Annotated in this window: 14 protein-coding genes; 7 read left to right on the forward strand and 7 right to left on the reverse strand. The window is 65.9% G+C overall.

Going from position 1 to position 17,209, the window contains the following annotated elements:
• Nucleotides 1-2: 2 nt before the first annotated feature.
• Nucleotides 3-2,801, forward strand: a complete 2,799-nt coding sequence (gene ppc / locus QRN51_RS03870) for a phosphoenolpyruvate carboxylase (protein ID WP_284988697.1) — start codon at nt 3-5, stop codon at nt 2,799-2,801.
• A 229-nt stretch (nt 2,802-3,030) separates the two neighbouring features.
• Nucleotides 3,031-3,336, forward strand: coding sequence for a hypothetical protein (locus QRN51_RS03875; protein WP_059388561.1), 306 nt, complete (start codon nt 3,031-3,033; stop codon nt 3,334-3,336).
• Between the two features lie 19 nt (nt 3,337-3,355).
• Here the strand turns inward: QRN51_RS03875 and QRN51_RS03880 are convergent, their stop codons facing one another.
• On the reverse strand, nt 3,356-3,979 hold the full coding sequence (locus QRN51_RS03880) for a DedA family protein (RefSeq protein WP_059388562.1): 624 nt from the start codon (nt 3,977-3,979) through the stop codon (nt 3,356-3,358).
• Between the two features lie 57 nt (nt 3,980-4,036).
• Here QRN51_RS03880 and QRN51_RS03885 point away from each other — a divergent pair, with 57 nt between their 5' ends.
• Entirely contained in the window at nt 4,037-4,564 is a 528-nt protein-coding gene (locus tag QRN51_RS03885) for an O-acetyl-ADP-ribose deacetylase (RefSeq protein ID WP_284988698.1), read from the forward strand.
• A 21-nt stretch (nt 4,565-4,585) separates the two neighbouring features.
• On the opposite strand, the gene QRN51_RS03890 is transcribed toward QRN51_RS03885, so the two are convergent.
• The gene (locus QRN51_RS03890; protein ID WP_284988699.1) at nt 4,586-5,026 is read right to left on the reverse strand and encodes an SRPBCC family protein; all 441 of its coding nucleotides are present in this window, start codon (nt 5,024-5,026) and stop codon (nt 4,586-4,588) included.
• Nucleotides 5,027-5,392: 366 nt separating this feature from the next.
• Nucleotides 5,393-6,337 carry an RluA family pseudouridine synthase gene (locus QRN51_RS03895; protein ID WP_284988810.1) on the reverse strand — a complete coding sequence of 315 codons (945 nt, stop codon included), beginning with the start codon at nt 6,335-6,337 and terminating at the stop codon, nt 5,393-5,395.
• Nucleotides 6,338-6,426: 89 nt separating this feature from the next.
• Between QRN51_RS03895 and QRN51_RS03900 the strand changes: the two genes are divergently transcribed.
• Nucleotides 6,427-7,065, forward strand: coding sequence for an ArsR/SmtB family transcription factor (locus tag QRN51_RS03900; RefSeq protein ID WP_284988700.1), 639 nt, complete (start codon nt 6,427-6,429; stop codon nt 7,063-7,065).
• The gene (locus QRN51_RS03905; RefSeq protein WP_284988701.1) at nt 7,058-7,750 is read left to right on the forward strand and encodes an SRPBCC family protein; all 693 of its coding nucleotides are present in this window, start codon (nt 7,058-7,060) and stop codon (nt 7,748-7,750) included. The genes QRN51_RS03900 and QRN51_RS03905 overlap by 8 nt, the downstream gene beginning before the upstream one ends.
• A 28-nt stretch (nt 7,751-7,778) precedes the next feature.
• Here the strand turns inward: QRN51_RS03905 and QRN51_RS03910 are convergent, their stop codons facing one another.
• Nucleotides 7,779-8,354, reverse strand: coding sequence for a TetR-like C-terminal domain-containing protein (locus QRN51_RS03910; RefSeq protein ID WP_059388567.1), 576 nt, complete (start codon nt 8,352-8,354; stop codon nt 7,779-7,781).
• A gap of 92 nt (nt 8,355-8,446) precedes the next feature.
• Here QRN51_RS03910 and QRN51_RS03915 point away from each other — a divergent pair, with 92 nt between their 5' ends.
• The gene (locus QRN51_RS03915; protein WP_284988702.1) at nt 8,447-8,935 is read left to right on the forward strand and encodes a DUF4188 domain-containing protein; all 489 of its coding nucleotides are present in this window, start codon (nt 8,447-8,449) and stop codon (nt 8,933-8,935) included.
• A 95-nt stretch (nt 8,936-9,030) separates the two neighbouring features.
• On the opposite strand, the gene yczR is transcribed toward QRN51_RS03915, so the two are convergent.
• On the reverse strand, nt 9,031-10,515 hold the full coding sequence (yczR, locus tag QRN51_RS03920; protein WP_284988703.1) for a MocR-like transcription factor YczR: 1,485 nt from the start codon (nt 10,513-10,515) through the stop codon (nt 9,031-9,033).
• 59 nt (nt 10,516-10,574) lie between these two features.
• On the opposite strand from yczR, the gene yczE reads away from it, so the two are divergent.
• Nucleotides 10,575-11,195 (forward strand): membrane protein YczE, encoded by a 621-nt coding sequence (yczE, locus tag QRN51_RS03925; RefSeq protein WP_059388569.1) that lies wholly within the window; start codon nt 10,575-10,577, stop codon nt 11,193-11,195.
• A gap of 76 nt (nt 11,196-11,271) precedes the next feature.
• Here the strand turns inward: yczE and QRN51_RS03930 are convergent, their stop codons facing one another.
• Entirely contained in the window at nt 11,272-12,162 is an 891-nt protein-coding gene (locus QRN51_RS03930; RefSeq protein WP_284988704.1) for an Fpg/Nei family DNA glycosylase, read from the reverse strand.
• The gene (locus QRN51_RS03935; protein WP_284988705.1) at nt 12,155-17,161 is read right to left on the reverse strand and encodes a DNA glycosylase AlkZ-like family protein; all 5,007 of its coding nucleotides are present in this window, start codon (nt 17,159-17,161) and stop codon (nt 12,155-12,157) included. Before QRN51_RS03935 ends, QRN51_RS03930 begins: the two co-directional genes overlap by 8 nt.
• Nucleotides 17,162-17,209 lie beyond the last annotated feature (48 nt).

A 17,209-nucleotide genomic window follows, 5' to 3' on the forward strand; every position in this document is an offset into this window, starting at 1 on the left:
TCATGGTTGACACTGCACATCTCAGCACCGACCTTGCCGCGGAACTGCGGGCCGATGTCCGCCGCGTCTCCACGCTTCTCGGAGAGTCATTGGTCCGCCAGCATGGCCCCGAGCTGCTCCAGCTCGTCGAGCAGGTGCGCCTGCTCACCAAGGAATCCAAGGAAGCCGCCCGCGGCGGCGCCGATGCCACAGGCCCGTGGAGCGCGCACGACGTCGTCGCCCAGGTCCGTGAGTTGCTCGCCTCATTGCCGCTTGAGGAAGCCACCGAGCTGGTCCGCGCCTTCGCCTTCTATTTCCACCTCGCCAACGCCGCCGAACAAGTGCACCGCGTCCGTGGACTGCGCACCCGTCAGGAAAAGGACGGCTGGTTGGCCAAAGCCGTGGCCGAGATCGCCGACGAGGCCGGAACCAAAGCCCTGCAGGACGTCGTCAATGAGCTGGACGTGCGCCCTATTTTCACCGCGCACCCCACCGAAGCCTCCCGCCGTTCGGTGCTGGACAAAATCCGTAAACTCTCGGACGTCCTGGCCGAATCCACCGTTGAGGGCACGGCCGCCCGTCGTCGGCAGGACCGCCAGCTCGCCGAGATCATCGACCAGATGTGGCAGACCGATGAACTGCGCCAGGTCCGCCCCACTCCCGTGGACGAGGCCCGCAACGCCATCTACTACCTGAGCAGCATCCTGACCGATGCCATGCCGGAAATGCTCACGGACCTTTCAGAGCTGCTGGGGGAGCACGGCGTCGTGCTGCCAGCGCACAACGCCCCCATCCGTTTCGGTTCCTGGATCGGCGGAGACCGCGACGGCAACCCGAACGTCACCGCTTCGGTCACGCGAGAGATCCTGCAGCTGCAGAACCAGCACGCCGTGCGGATCAGCATCTCGATGATCGACGAACTGATCTCCATCCTCTCCAACTCCACAGCCTTGGTGGACGCGGAAAAGGATCTCCTGGACTCGATCGCCGTCGACCTCAAGAACCTGCCCGGCCTGGACAAGCGCATCCTGGAGCTGAACGCGCAGGAGCCCTACCGCCTCAAGCTGACCTGCATCAAGGCCAAGCTCATCAACACGGGCCGCCGCGTGTCCGCATCCAGCCACCACGAACCCGGCCGCGACTACGCTTCCACGTCCGAGTTGCTGGCCGAACTCGAACTGCTGGAGGCCTCGCTGCGGAAACACTCGGCCGTGCTCGTGGCCGACGGCGCCCTGGCCCGGGTCCGCCGGGCGATCGCTTCCTTTGGGCTGCACTTGGCGACCCTCGACATCCGTGAGCATGCCGACTACCACCACGACGCCGTCGGGCAGTTGGTGGACCGGATCGGCGTCGGAACTCCCTACGGCGAGTTGAGCCGCGCCGAACGCTTCGGGCGGCTGAGCGCGGAGCTGGCTTCGCGCCGCCCGCTGTCCGGCCACCCCATCAAGCTCGACGGCGACGGCGACCGCACCTACGACGTCTTCCGCAGCATCCGCCACGCCCTCCAGACGTACGGGCCCGACGTCGTCGAAACCTACATCATCTCCATGACGCGCGGCGCGGACGATGTCCTGGCTGCCGCTGTGCTGGCCCGCGAAGCCGGACTGATTGACCTGTTCGGCGCGGCTCCGTATGCCAAGATCGGCTTCGCCCCGCTCCTGGAGACCGTGGAAGAGCTGCGTGCTTCGGCCGAAATCGTTGACTTGCTGCTCTCTGACCCGTCGTATCGTGAGCTGGTACGGCTGCGTGGCGATGTCCAGGAGATCATGCTCGGCTACTCGGACTCCAACAAGGAATCCGGTGTCATGACCAGCCAGTGGGAGATCCACAAGACCCAACGCAAGCTACGCGACGTCGCCGCCAAGCATGGCGTCAACGTCCGTTTGTTCCATGGCCGCGGCGGTTCCGTAGGCCGTGGTGGCGGACCGACCTACGACGCCATCATGGCCCAGCCCAACGGAGTGCTTGAAGGCGCCATCAAGTTCACCGAGCAGGGCGAAGTCATCTCGGACAAGTACTCCTTGCCGGAGCTCGCCCGCGAAAACCTTGAGCTCTCCCTGGCGGCCGTGATGCAGGGTTCCGCGCTGCACCGCACCCCGCGCACCTCCGACGACGAGCGCGAGCGCTACGGTCACGTCATGGAGATTATTTCCGACGCCGCGTTTGCCCAGTACCGTTCCCTGATCGACGATCCGGACCTGCCGGCGTACTTCCTTGCCTCGACGCCGGTGGAGCAACTCGGATCCCTGAACATCGGCTCGCGGCCCTCCAAGCGGCCGGATTCCGGTGCGGGACTGGGCGGGTTGCGGGCCATTCCGTGGGTCTTCGGTTGGACGCAGTCCCGGCAGATCGTTCCGGGTTGGTTCGGCGTTGGCTCAGGCCTGAAGGCAGCCCGCGAGGCAGGCAACACCGCTGAGCTTGCCGAAATGATGAAGCGCTGGCACTTCTTCCAGTCCGTGATTTCCAATGTGGAGATGACCCTGGCCAAGACCGACATGGACATCGCCGGGCACTACGTGTCTTCGCTGGTTCCGGAAGAGCTGCACCACCTGTTCAAGGCAATCCGTACTGAGTACGATCTCACGGTTGCCGAGGTGGAACTCCTGAGCGGCGAAACCGAGCTCTTGGAAGCCCAGCCGACGCTCAAGCGTTCCCTCGAAATCCGCGACCAGTACCTCGACCCCATCAGTTACCTGCAGGTGGAGTTGTTGCGCCGCGTCCGCGAGGCTTCCATTTCGGGTGCCGAGATCGACGAACGCCTCCAGCGGGCCATGCTCATCACCGTCAACGGCGTGGCCGCCGGCCTCCGGAACACGGGATAGCGGCTCCTTCCGTTCCTTCCCTTCCGACGCTCGCTCACTTATGTGGGTCTTTCGGCGCACGCTCGCTCACATCATGTGAGCGAGCGTGCGGCAGGGAGGGCTTGTTTGTGAGCGAGGGTTGCGTCCGTCCGACCCTCGCTCACATATGTGCGTCCTTCTGGAAACCCTCGCTCACATATATGCGTCCTTCTGGAAACCCTCGCTCACAGCGAGCGTTTAGGGTTGAGGGATGCCGTCGTTCCAGACCAAGTTGAAGATCACCGGGCTCAAACCAGGAAACCCGCCGGAGTCGGTAATGGCCGCTGCGCTTGAGGCCCTGGAAACGCGTCATCATGTCGAATCCAATCAGCTCGACATTGTTGGTGGCGTCGCCCAAATCAGCCTCCGCTTCCTCGTGGAGCCGCGCGACTATCCGGGCGAGAACAGCGAGGCCCGCGCGTCGGCAGCCATGATGCGCGACGCCGTCGAACGCGTAGCGCTCACAGGGAACCTTTATGTGCTGCGTCGCAAACGGGGGAAATGGTCGCCGGTTTGAGTCCGACGCCGGGACGCGCCTAAAGGTGCGGCGGCTCGCCCGGCTCGTCCACCGGCGAGCGGTCACCCCGGCGATGCGTGACGATCACGCCCACCACGACGCCAATCAGCAGCCCCACGCCGACGCCGATCAGTGAGCTCGCCCAGAACGGAAGCTTCGTCGTCGAGCCCGTAAAGTAACCCAGCCCGGTCTGCCATGTGGCCCACAGCAGTCCGCCCAAGCCAGCGCAGAGACTGAAGCCGCGGGAGGAAACCTCTGCGATCCCGGAAGCAGCCGACGCAGCCAGCCGCCCTCCAGGGATGAACCGGGCTCCGATGATCGCGCCGTAAGTGGAGGATCGCCCGGCCCTGGCGATCGCCCGGTGGATGCCCTGATGGACTTTGCGGCCCCACGCCCAACGGTCCAGGATGTGTCCCAAGCGACGCTTGAAGAGTTGGAAAACAATCATGTCGCCCAGCCAGGAGGCGACGGCGGCCATCAAACCCACCAACCACAGGTTGACTCGGCCCTCCGCTGCCAGCGCGCCACCGGTGATCACCAACATTTCGGACGGGATGGGCGGGAAGATCGCGTCGCCCACCACCATGGGGATGATCCAGGCATAGATCGCGGCTCCCCAGCCATCGGCGGTGGTGATGTCCATGGGCACAAATTACCGCACTTTGGTGCATCCACCGGAGTGTCGTGCAAGACTGGCGCCATGCGGCTCGAAATCCTGCAAGGTGACATCACCACGCGCGACGTCGACGCGATCGTCAACGCCGCCAACTCGTCATTGATGGGTGGCGGGGGAGTGGACGGCGCGATCCATCGCGCCGCGGGCAGGGAGCTCCTGGCCGCGTGCATGGAGGTGCGCGAACGGTACCCGCACGGGCTGCCCGTGGGCCAAGCCGTGGCTACCCCCGGGTTCAAATTGCCTGCCCGATGGGTGATCCACACAGTTGGCCCCAACCGCCACGCGGGCCAGAACGATCCGGAACTGCTGGCGTCGTGTTTCCGCGAGAGCCTGAAAGTGGCAGCGTCCCTCGGAGCGAGTTCCGTTGCGTTCCCCGCAATCAGCGCGGGGGTCTACGGCTGGGACGCGCGCGAGGTCGCCGCGGTAGCGCTCGACGCCGTCAGCCGGATCGACGTCGAAAGCTCCAGTGGGCTGGAACTCGTCGAATTTGTGCTGTTCAGTACGGAGACGACCGACGTGTTCCGGAGCGTGTTCGGGGCTTCGGACGGGTGAGGGCGCGCTTTCGCAGCGGCGTCAGACGGACTGCGCCTCAAGCACGGACTTCAACTGCCCTAGCTGTCCGACTTCCGACTCCATGGTCTTGGTGATCATCGAGCCCATGAGCTTCATGAAGCCCTTGGGCTGGAGATCCAAGGCAAACCGAACGGTGGTGCCGCCGTCGGCCTCGTTCAGGGTGAAGGATCCTGTTGGGCGGGCGGGGCCCGCGATGACCTGGAAATCGAGCCGCTTGCCCGGCTCGGCTGCGGTGATCTCGTAATCGCCGGCGATCGTGCGACCACCGGGGCCAGCCATCGTTTGCGAGTACACGGCACCCTTGTTGCCTGCTTCTCCGCTTGCGAGGGCGACACTCTTCACGCCCGGACGCCACAGCTTATTGTTCAGCCCGTCCGCGAGGAAGGCGTAGACGTCGTTTGCGGGGCGGTTGATCGAGACTTCGTTTTCAGCGTGGGCCATGTGGTTCCTTTTCGCGAGACCGAACACCGCCCGCGGTTGTCGGGCCGGCAAAACCGAGCATATACGCCCGGTCCGCTTGGCAACTCGGGAACGCGCCATTTTTCGCCGTCCCCGGATCCTGAACACCCGTCCCCGACGCTCGCTCGGGTATGTGGGTGTTTGGCGGGACGCTCGCTCACATATGTGGGTGTTTGGCGGGACGCTCGCTCGGGTACGACCCCAAGCTGAACATGTTCCTCATTTTGGGTGAGCGAGCGTCCCGGGAAGGGCCGTCATATGTGAGCGATGGTTTGGGGGAAAGCCGTTATGGGTGAGCGAGCGTCCCGGGAAAGGGCGCCATATGTGAGCGATGGTTTGGGGGGAGGGTCAGGCGGGGTGGGCTTCGCCTAGCTCGAGGCGGCTCCGGTATTCCACGGACTGTTTGCTGATGGGGTCGACGAAGCGGATGCCGCGAGCGAGCAATTGCAGCGGCTTGGAGTAGTCGTCCGGGGCCTTGTCCAGGAGTTCGGGATAGAACGCGTCGTTCACGATTCCCAGCCCGAGCGAAGCCATGTGCACGCGAAGCTGGTGGGTCTTGCCGGTGTGGGGCTCAAGCCGGTAGTGCGCCCGGCCGGCGCCGCCGTCGTGAGTGCCGCCGTCGAACGTTCTCAGCAGCTCAATGCGGGTTTCCGCGTTGGGTTCGCCGTCGATCACCTCGGCGAGAAGGTAGCTGCGGGATTTTGTCATGCGATTGCGCACGACGGCGGGGAATTCGACGGCGGGAAAGCCCGCGGCGGGTGCCGCGGCGGAGATGCACTCGTACTCCTTTTGCACCTGCCGTTTTTCGAAGAGCACTTGGTACTTGCCGCGGGTCTCCGGATTGGTGGAGAGCAGCAACACCCCGGCAGTCATGCGGTCGAGCCGGTGCATCGGGATGAGGTCCGGCAGGTCCAATTGGTTCCGGAGACGGACGAGTGCGGATTCCTGGATGTAGGTCCCGCCCGGAGTGGTGGGCAGGAAGTGGGGCTTGTCGACGACCAGAAGGTGCCCGTCCTGGTGCAGGATGTTGATCTTCACCGGCATACGAGTCTCCGGCGGGAGCGTGCGGTAGTACCAAATGAAGGTGTGTTCTTCGAGCGGGGTGCGGCGATCAAGGGGCGCGCCGCCCTCGCCGACGATTTCGCCGGCGTCGAACCTGTCCTCGATGCCCTGGGGGTCGATATGACCCCAGCGGTGCATCATGTAGTCCATCGCGGTGTCCCAGGGCCCCTCGTCCGGGAGGCGCAGGCGGGTGGCGTTGACGCCGTCGCGCACTGGAAGGGGGGATTGCATCACCGGTCCATTCTACCGGGGTTATGGCCAGGCCTCCGACGAGAAAAAAGTTCTTGACAATAAAAGTTGTCGGTAGGCAGAATGGAAGCATGTTGGACATCGAAGTGATCGAGGATCCCGCCGCGGCGGAAGCGTCGCTGGACCCGATCCGCACCCGCATTCTGCAGGAACTGGTCGAGCCGGGTTCCGCCACGCAGTTGGCGGTCAAGGTGGGCCTGCCCCGGCAGAAAGTCAACTACCATCTCAAGGCCCTCGAGCGGCATGGACTCGTCGAACTCGTGGAGGAACGGAAGAAGGGCAACGTCACCGAACGCGTTTTGCGCGCGACGGCGGCGTCGTACCTGATCTCGCCGGTGGCACTTGCATCCGTGGCGCCGGATCCCCGGCGCTTCTCGGACCGCTTTTCCGCCTTCTGGCTCCTGGCCCTCGCGGCCCGGACGGTCCAGGAGATGGGCAAGCTGATAGCCGGCGCGGCCGCGGCCAAGAAGAAGCTTGCGAGCTTCGCGATCGACGGCGAAATCACCTTCCGGTCGGCGTCGGACCGTGCCGCTTTTGCCGAGGAGCTCGCCGTCGCGGTGACCCGGCTCGTGGACAAATACCACGACGGCGGTACCGGCGCTTCGACCGAAACAGTGAGCGGCGCACGCAAGCACCGGCTCGTCGTCGTACTTCATCCCGCACTCAAGGCAACGCAGCACTCTCCAGAAAAGGAACAGGACAATGACTGACAACCGTGAATTCGAAATCGTAGCCGACACCGAACTGCCCGGCACTCCTGAACGGGTCTGGCAGGCTGTCACCCAGGACACCTCGGCCTGGATGTTTCCCACCGATCAGTGGCCGGCCGTGAAAACCGTGGACGAGTATCCCAGTCACCTTGTGACCCGGATGGACGGGCCGGACGGCTGGTTCAACCAGTTGGAGCACGTGCTCGAACCGCTCGACGGCGGCCGGGCCAAGCTGCACTACGTCCACAGCGGCATCTTCGCGGACAACTGGGAGGGACAGTACGACGGCGCCAGCAAGCACACCGAGTTCTACCTGCACACCCTGGGCCAGTACCTTCAGTACTTCGACGGCAAGCCCGTGGTCTTCACGGACGTCCAGGGCCCGGCGGCCTCGCAAGCGCCCGACGGTTTCGTGCAACTGAAGAAGGCCCTCGGCGTGGACGGTGTTGCAGAGGGTTCCGCGGTTGAGGTGGACGTCGACGGCGTGGGGCGGCTGAGCGGAGAGCTCGACTTCTCCAACCAGCACTTCCTGGGCCTACGGACGGCCGACACCCTCTACCGCTTCTTCGGCCGCAACTCCTTCGGAGTACCCGTGGGCATGACGGTGCACGATTTCAGCGGCAGCGGCGATTCTGAACTGACCGCGAAGGCCTGGGGCGACTTCCTGGAGAAGGTGTACGCCTAACCCGCCCGCCAAGGGAAGCGAAGCTGGCTCAGGCTGCCCAGCCGCGTCCCACGGCATCCAACGCGGCGGCGTAGATCCCTTCCCAGTCGGTTCCGGGCTCGTCCATGTTCGCAAGTTCCAGGCTCACCAGTCCGTGGACCTGTCCCCAGATGGACATGGCGATCGTCGCGGTTTCGGCATCACGAACGGTCCCCGCTTGCTGCGCGGCGGTCACCGCTTCCATCAGGGGAAGCATCGCTTCCGAGGCGACTGCCGGCGTCGGGCTGCAGTCCACATAGCTGGCAAGTGCGCCGCCAAACATGAGCCGGTACAAGGCCGGATGTTCAAGTGCCCAGGAACGGTAGGCGAGGCCCAAGCCTCGGAGCCCACCGTTTTCGGCGAGCCGTTGCGAGTCGCCGAACGAGCGGAATCCGTCGTCGACGGCGGCCGTCAGCAACTGCGCCTTGCCGCCGAAGAGTGAGTAGACCGCCGTGGTTGAGGTCTGGGCGGCTGCGGCAACGTCGCGGAGCGTGACTCGCGCAGGGCCGTGCCGGTCAACGAGTTCGGCCGTTACCTGAAGAAGCCGCTGCCGGACGAGCTGGTCATGAACGATGGGTCTTGCCATGCCTCCAAGTGTTTCATAACATTGTTTCGTAACGACGTTATGAAACTCGACGAGCGGAACTTGAGCTACCGTTCCCAGACCGAAGGATTCGCATGGCACAGGAAATCTTCCCGGGGCGCTTCACGGCCGACACCGGGCGCGAATCGGTGACCGTATTCCTTATCGGAATGCGGGCCAACCGTTGGTGGAAGATCGGCAAAGTGGCGCGAGTGGCATCGTCAATGCCCACCATGCTCCGCCATCTCGCAACGCATCCCGAGTCCGGACTGCTCGGGTGCGAACAGTGGTTCGGGCGCACCACCATGCTGCTCAGCTATTGGGAGAGCCCCGAGCATCTCAGGCGCTTCGCGGCGGACAGGGACTCGCCGCACTTGGCGCCCTGGCGACGCTTCATGAAGGAAGTCGCGGGAAGCGGCGACATCGGCGTGTGGCACGAAACCTACCAGGTGCCGGCGTCGGGAATCGAGGTGGTCTACAACGGCATGCCGCAGTTTGGCCTGGCCAAAGCCACCTCCCATGTCCCTGTCGGTCCGGGCACCAACACCGCCAGGCAGCGCATGGGTGCCGGGCGACCCAACTGACTCGCAGTTAATGTCGTTCTGAGGGCTCAAAACGACAACAAATGCGAGCCAGTTGGGCGGCGGAGGGGGCAAGTGGCGGGCTGCGGAACGGCGGGCTACGCAACCGCGGCGGGTTCCTTGGGCGCTTTCAAGGTCCTCCGGAGTTGCGGCGACGCATCGATCCGGGCTTGGGCATCGCGCAGTGCCAGCACCGCCGTCTCAAGCTGGGCCGGCGCGAGCGTGTACGGAACGCGCATGAAGTGCTCGAAAGCCCCGCCGACGCCGAAGCGCGGGCCGGCCGCGAGCCGCACGCCGAAGTCCGGGGCGACGACGGTGAGCGCGGTACTCGACGGCGTGGGCAACCTGCACCATGCCGTCAGCCCGCCGCGCGGACGTTCCACGTGCCACCCGGGAAGGTGCTCGGCCAGTAATCCGAGGAGCGCTTCCCGGTTCCGCCGCAGCTCCGCAAGCCTCGCGTCCAGCGGTTCGGCGAAAGCCCGGAGCAGCCGAGCCGCAGCCAGCTGCTCGACGACGGGCCCGCCCAGATCCATCGTTGTCCGGGTCTGCACGAAGCGGTTGATCAGGTCCTCTTCGGCGCGGATCCACCCGGTCCGGAGCCCGGCCCAATGCGATTTGCTGAGCGATCCGATGGTCACCACCGCCGGACTGAACGCCGCGAGCGGCGAGGTGCTGACGCCGTCGAGGTTTAGCTCCCGCAGCGTTTCGTCTACCACCAGGACAGTGCCCGTCCCTGCCGCCTCGCGGGCCAGGCGGCGCCGCTGAAGGTTGGACATGATCCGCCCGGTGGGGTTGTGGAAGTCCGGGACGAGGTAGGCCATGGCCGGGCGTTGGTGGCGCATTGCGGCCACCATGCCGTCGATATCCCAAGCGCCCGACGTCGGCTCGCCGGTAGCGCCCGACGTCGGCTCGGCGGCAGGCGGCATCGGCACCGGAACCGTGCGTGAGCCCGAAGCGCGGATTGCATCGAGAGCGTTGGGGTAGCTGGGATGCTCCACGAGGACCTTCTGCTGCCGCCCGGCGAGGGTCTTCAGGATAATGTTCAGCGCGTGCTGGGCCCCCGAAGTCACCAGTATCTGTGCGGCCGTCGTGGGGATCCCGGCTGCCGTGTAGCGGTCCGCGATGGCTTCCCGGAGGGGTGGGAGGCCGACCGCGTCGTAGCCAAAACCGGGCAACAGCGCAGGGAGATCGATCAACGCATCCGCGAATGCCCGGTGCACCACCTCGCCCGTCGCTGGCAGTGAAGCATAGGCGAGGTCGAGGATTCCCTCCGGAACGGCCAGTCCAGGTCCGCTGACGGGGACCGTCCGGTGTGGAATGCCCGTCCGGCCCCTGCTGCCCTGGCCGCCGCTCAGGAATCCTTGCTCGCGCAGGCTGGCATAGGCGGCAGTGACGGTGGTCCGGCTGACGCCCAGGGTGACGGCGAGCGCGCGCTCACTGGGCAGCGCGACGTCGAGCGGGATGCGCCCGTCCATCACCAAAAGGCGTACGACGTCGGCAAGCTCGCGATAGGCGGGAGCGGCGCCAGTGTTCCACGGGCCGAGGAGACGCACCATGGCTGTGGGGTTGAGGGATCCGGGCATAAGACCAGTATTGCAAACTGGCTATGGAAAGCAATGCCAGTTTTCGGGAGCATGGTTTCATGATGACCCGCAGAATCACCCAGCTCCTGATTGGCCTCGCAATGTACGGGATCTCCCTGGCCATGTTCATCCGGGCCGGCCTTGGCCTGGACCCCTGGGATGTCTTCCACCAAGGCGTCGCGGGGAAGATCGGGTGGAGCATCGGCACCGTCGTCGTAGTGGTCAGCTTCCTGGTTCTTCTCCTCTGGATACCGCTGAGGCAGATGCCCGGTTTCGGAACCCTCGCCAACGCCGTTCTGGTGGGAGTCTTCGCGGACATCGGCCTGGCCCTGATCCCGGCGTTCTCGCACCTGGGTGGCCAGATCGCCATGCTCGCCGGCGCCGTGGTCCTGAACGGAATCGCCTCCGCTTGCTACATCGGCGCACGCCTTGGCCCGGGTGCCCGCGACGGACTCATGACGGGACTTGCCCGCCGCACCGGATGGTCGGTGCGTTTGTCCCGGACCTTGATCGAGGTTGTCGTGCTCGGTGTGGGCTGGCTGTTGGGTGGGTCCGTCGGCGTTGGAACCGTTGTCTACGCCTTGGCCATTGGCCCGGTGGTTCAGCTATTGCTGCCGCTGTTTACGGTTCCGGTGAAGGCTCCCGTGGCTGCCCCGGAAGCGGTGCCGGCCACTTCGTGACGCGGAATCTTCCTGGCGACTCGCAGATTTCTTGACGCCCCCGGAATTCCGGGGGCGTCAGGGAATTTCCGCAGCGTCAGCCGGACGAGCCGGGCTGGCACTCCGGGCAGAAGTAGATGGTGCGGTCTTCCATCCCGGACGCTGGCCCCAGCACTCCGCGGCGAATCGGCGTCCGGCAACGAAGGCACGGCTGGTGCTCGCGGCCGTACACCCAGTAGCCGGAGCGGGGAATTCCCCGGACTCCAGGGAACGCTGTGCCGCGCGTGATCCTTGGCCCGGGTCCGAGGTTGGCTTCGAGCATAACCTTGGCTTCGGCGAGCATCGCCGGCAGATCCTTCACAGCCGATACCGGCGCGGCCGGATGCACCCCGGCCAGGAAACACGCCTCGCAACGGTAGATATTGCCGAGGCCGGCGAGGTTCCGCTGGTCCAACAGTGCGACGCCGATCGGTGCGTCCGGCGCAGCCCGGAGCCGACGAACGGCCTCTTCCGCGTCCCAGTCGGGCCCGAGCAGGTCCGGGCCGAGGTGCCCTACTACGCGGGACTCGTCCGGCGTCGGGATCACCTCCAGGATTCCCAGGGAGAAGCCGACGACGTCGGCCGTCGCTGTGCGGAGGACGCACCTGGCCGTGTGGCCGGGTTTCCTCCACCGGCCGCCGGGGGAATAGACCTGCCAGCTTCCCTCCATTTTCAAATGCGAATGGATGGTCAGGGCGCGGCGGGACGGTCCGGTAGCCGCCGAACCGGCGTCGTCCGCCGGCGCAGTCGCGACCGACCCAATCGCCGCCGGCTCCAGCAAGCGCATGAGCAGGTGCTTTCCCCGTGGCACCACCTCGGACACGGTCCATCCGGCCAGGTTCAGTGTGGCAAACCTGGGTACCCGGAAGTCCGAGGAGACAAGGGTCTGCCCACCGAGGGCCTTGTGCAACTCCGCGGCTGCCCGCCAGACCGAGTCCCCCTCAGGCACGGATCCTCAAACCCTTCGGCGTGGAGTACGCCCCGGCAGCCGCAAGGGCGAAAGCCACGGGGGTGTCCAAGAGGTCATGGCCGTTGACCTTTTCCATAATCAATTTGTCCACGGCTCCCCGCCGCACCACTCCGACGAGCGCGGCAGCGGCAGCGGCCAGGACGGCGTCGTCTTGGCTGAAAGTGAGCAGGGTCTTCCCTCCCCGTTCGACATACAAAACCAAGGCGCCGTCGACTATCACCACCAGGGCACCTGCTTTCCGTCCCGGACGGTGGCCCGATCCAGCGTCGACGGCCAACGCGGGCCACGGGAGGGCCGCGCCATACGGGTTTGCGGGGTCCGTTGCGGCGAGGGCCAAAGCGACCGGCTCCGTTTTGGCGAGTTGGGCGTCCTCCGTGAAGGAGCGTAATCGGTCCACGGTCGCCGGCACGGCAAACTGGGCTGCACCGAGGTGCTCGATGAAGTAGCCGCGGCGGCACCGCCCGGCTTCTTCGAGGCGCGCGAGGACCTTGTACATCAGCCCGAATCCGCCCACGATGTTCTCCACCATGACGGAACCGCGGGTCACCACGCCGTACCTGTCGAGGAGGAGTTCCGCGGTGCCGCGCGCATGGATGGTGGGGTCGAGCTCGGGAGCAGGCAACGCGGACCAGCGGCCAACGGCGAGCGGGGGAGTCGGAGCCGCTCCGGTGACCGAGCCGTAGCGTCCGCCCGTTAGTCCTGGCGATCCCATCAAGCCCGTGCCGTGCGAGCGGCCGAGCCTGCTCATGCGGAGGGACCTGGCACGCGGCGGCCGCGCGGGCTGTTTGTGCGCCGTGCGTCCGCCGGCAATCATCGCGCGGACGGGGGCGAAGGTGTCGCCCGTGATGCGGCCGGCCCACACGAGGTCCCACAGGGCAGCCACCACGGCATCGTCGCTAAGGACCGCGTCCATGCCGCCGGCAACATCGGTGAGTTGCCGGAAGAAATAGGCGCCCCCGCCGGTCTGCAGGTATTCCAGAAGGCGGAGTTGGGCGTCGCCGGGCTCGAATTCAGGGTCCGGGTTGAGGGTGAGCTCCGCGGCTTCGGCCACATGGAGACTGATCCACCCGTCGTTCCCGGGCAACGAGCCAGCCCCTGACCACAAGACTTCGCCCGCGGCCATGAGCTCGTCCAACATGGCCGGCTGGTAATCGGAAATGCGGCTGGCCAGCACCAAAGGCTCCCACGCCGACGCCGGAACAGGCACGCCGGAAAGCTGATCGATGGCGGTCATGATGCCGTCGAGCCCGCGCAGCGCCGGGGCACCCCTGCCTCCAGAAGAACCAGGACGGCCGGCCGAGGGCACGGATACGTTTTGCCAGGCGGGGAGGAACCGGCCGTACGCGGCAGCGTCCACCGGCTCCACTTCGGCGCGCAGTGCAGCAAGCGAACGACGCCGGAGCTTGCGCAGCACTTCGGAATCGCACCACTCGCTGCTCAATGGGACCCCGCGGAGCGGAACAGCCGGGAGTTCCGGTGCCTCCAACAACTCCGGGCCCTCATCGGGAACCGTGGCCGGCGCACTCGGGTGCGGGCGGAACTCGCCCTCCACTACGCGGCCGTCCGCCGCCAGGCGTTTGAGCGCAGTGCTTACGACGGCGACACCCAGTCCCAGCCTCGAGGCGGCTTCCTCGGCCGTGAAGGGTCCGTGGGTTCGTGCGTATCGGGAGACCAGGTCCCCGAGCGGATCGTGGACGGGTTCGATGAAGGCGAGCGGCACTCCCATGGGCAGCGGAACCCCGATGGCATCGCGGAGCCGGGCCGCGTCCTCGATAGCGGCGAATCGTTCAACGCCGCTGAGCGTCACGGTGAGGGCGCGGTTGGCCTTGCGCAGCGCCGCCAGATGCGATGCGGCCAGATGCGATCCCGCCGCCAGTTGCGACGCGGCCGGATCCGCGGAAGCTTCCACTCCTTCGGGCTGCAAACGGGCCGCCACTTCGTCGACGCTCAAGGGGCCGAGCAGGCGCAGCAAGTCCGCGACGCCTTCCATCCCACGGACCAGCCGGTCCGGTGCCAGCCGCTGGAGCTCGAGCTCGGTGGCCTCGATGACTTTCGCGTCGAGGAGTTCGCGTAGTTCCACCCTGCCCAGGAGCTCGTTGAGGAGCGTGGAGTCGAGGGCCAAGGCAGCGGCCCTGCGTTCGGCGAGCGGTGAATCGCCCTCGTACAAATACTGGGCCACATACCCAAAGAGCAGCGATTTGGCGAAGGGCGACGGCTGCTGCGTGGTGGTCTGAACCAAGCGCAGTTCCCTGCGTTCGATCGAAGCTGCTATGTCTTTCAACGCGGGGAGGTCGTAGACGTCCTGCAAACACTCGCGCACGGTTTCGAGCACGATGGGGAAAGACGGGTACTTCTTCGCGACATCCAGCAATTGCGCGGAGCGTTGCCGTTGCTGCCACAGCGGCTGCCTTTTCGCAGGGTTCTGGCGCGGCAACAACAGGGCGCGCGCGGCACACTCGCGGAAGCGGGAGGCGAACAATGCACTCCCGCCAACCTCCGCCGTCACGATCTGCTCAAGCTCCTCCGGGTCGAACAGGAACAGCTCGGCCCCCGGAGGTTCGTCCTCCATCATCGGGACCCGCAGCACGATCCCGTCGTCGGCGGCCATCGCGGAACCGTCCAGCCCATAGCGCTGCTGGAGCCGCTGCCCGACGGCGAGTGCCCACGGTGCGTGGACCGGCATGCCGAAGGGGCTGTGCAGCACCACGCGCCAATCGCCGAGTTCGTCATGGAACCGTTCGACCACGAGCGTCCGGTCATTGGGGACCACTTCCGTGGCCTGCTTCTGTTCGCCCAGATACTGGATCAGGTTGCCGGCGGCGAAGTCGTCCAGTCCGCTGGCCTTGCAGCGTTCCAGTGCTGGCTCTTGGTCCGAGGCGGAAAGCTCACGCACGAATGCTCCGAGGGCGCGGCCGAGATCCACCGGCCGGCCCAAGGAATCGCCCTTCCAGAAGGGGAGTTTTCCGGGCTGGCCGAAGGCGGGCGAGACAAGGACACGGTCGTGCGTGATGTCCTCGATTTTCCAGCTGGTGGCGCCCAGGGCAAAGATGTCCCCGACGCGTGATTCGTAGACCATTTCCTCGTCGAGCTCGCCGACGCGTCGGCCGCCTTTGGCAGCGCGCGACGCCGGACTGGGCTCCTGTGCGGACCCTGGACCCGCCTGGCTGGAACCGGAGCCGGACCCAGAACCGGTGCCTTCGCTCTCGGTGCCGATGATGTACACGCCGAAGAGCCCGCGGTCCGGGATGGTTCCGCCCGAGGTGACGGCAAGTCGCTGTGCTCCGGGGCGGCCCTCGATGGTGCCGGCATTCCGGTCCCAGATGATGCGCGGCCTGAGTTCGGCGAATTCGTCCGAAGGATACCGGCCAGCCAGGAGATCCAGGGTGGCTTCGAAAGCTGAGCGAGGCAGGGTGGCGAAAGGAGCGGAGCGCCGCACGGTGGCGAACCATTCCTCGACATCGATGCTTCCCAGCGCGGTGGCGGCGACCGTTTGTTGGGCGAGGATGTCCAAGGGGTTGGCTGGAACGTGGAGGCGTTCGATCTTCCCGCTCAGCATGCGTTCCACAGTGATGGCGGTGTGGACGAGGTCCGCACGATGCTTGGGGAAGAGTACGCCTTCTGAAATCTCGCCTACTTGGTGCCCGGCGCGCCCAACCCTTTGCAGTCCGCTGGCCACCGACGGCGGCGACTCAACCTGGACTACAAGGTCCACGGCACCCATGTCGATGCCGAGTTCCAGGGACGACGTGGCCACAACGCACCGCAGCCGGCCGGACTTGAGGTCATCCTCGATGAGTGCCCGCTGGTCCTTGGACACGGAACCGTGGTGCGCGCGGGCCAGGACCGGATCGGCGCCGCTCGTGCTGCCGGCCTGGGCCATCATGTGCGCCGGAGTCGCCGTCGAGGACGGCAGCCCCGAGTCCAGCGCCGAATCCGCCGCGGCGGAAAACACATTCACCGCCATGAGTTGGCGCTCCGCGTAGATCTCGTTCAATCGGGCTGTGAGTCGCTCCGCGAGACGCCGGGAGTTGGCAAACACAATGGTGGACTGCTTCGACAGCACAAGGTCGACGATCTTCTCCTCGACATGCGGCCAAATGGACGCTTGCGGTTGCAGTCCGGAGGCCGGCCCGGAGTCGAAGGCGCCCGCGGCTCCCGCCAGGTCGGACATGTCCTCCACAGGAACGCTGACGCTGAGGTTCCAGTTTTTGTGCGACGGTGGTGCGACGATTTCCACGGGTGCCGAACCGGCGAGGAACTGTGCGACGAGCTCGCGCGGTTCCACGGTGGCCGAGAGGCCGATCCGTTGGGCGGGTTTCGGCAGCAGCGCATCGAGCCGTTCCAATGACACCGCGAGGTGTGCGCCACGCTTGGTGCCTGCAACGGCGTGGACCTCGTCGACGATCACGGTGTCCACCTCGCTGAGCGTCTCCCGGGCTTTGGACGTCAGCATGAGGAACAAGGACTCGGGCGTGGTGATGAGGATGTCCGGCGGGTGGCTGAGCAGCGCGCGGCGGTCCGCCGTCGTCGTATCTCCTGAACGGACTCCGACGCTGACCAGCGGGGCCGGCAACCCGAGCCGTTTTGCGGTTTGCGTGATGCCGATCAGCGGCGAGCGGAGGTTCCGTTCGACGTCCACGCCGAGGGCCTTGAGGGGCGAGATGTACAGGACTCGGGTCTTGCGCTTGGGAGCTTTGGCACGGGCGGTTGTGCCCTCAAGTTCCGGAAGGGCGTCCGCCGAAGCAAGCGGGGACACGGACAAGAGCCGGTCCAACGCCCACAGGAATGCTGCGAGCGTCTTGCCGGAACCCGTGGGCGCAACCACAAGGGCGTGCGATCCCGAAGAAATGGCCTTCCATGCACCGTCCTGGGCAGGGGTGGGCGCGGAGAAAGCACCAAGGAACCACTCGCGCGTGGCACGGCTGAAGCGGTCCATGGCTGAATTGCCAGGACCGCCCGGTAGCTTCTGCTCCTGCATTCCTCCATCATGCCTCACGGCACCGACACAATAAGGAACAGCGCTGGA

The organism is Arthrobacter sp. efr-133-TYG-120 (genome assembly GCF_030209785.1).
GTDB lineage: Bacteria > Actinomycetota > Actinomycetes > Actinomycetales > Micrococcaceae > Arthrobacter.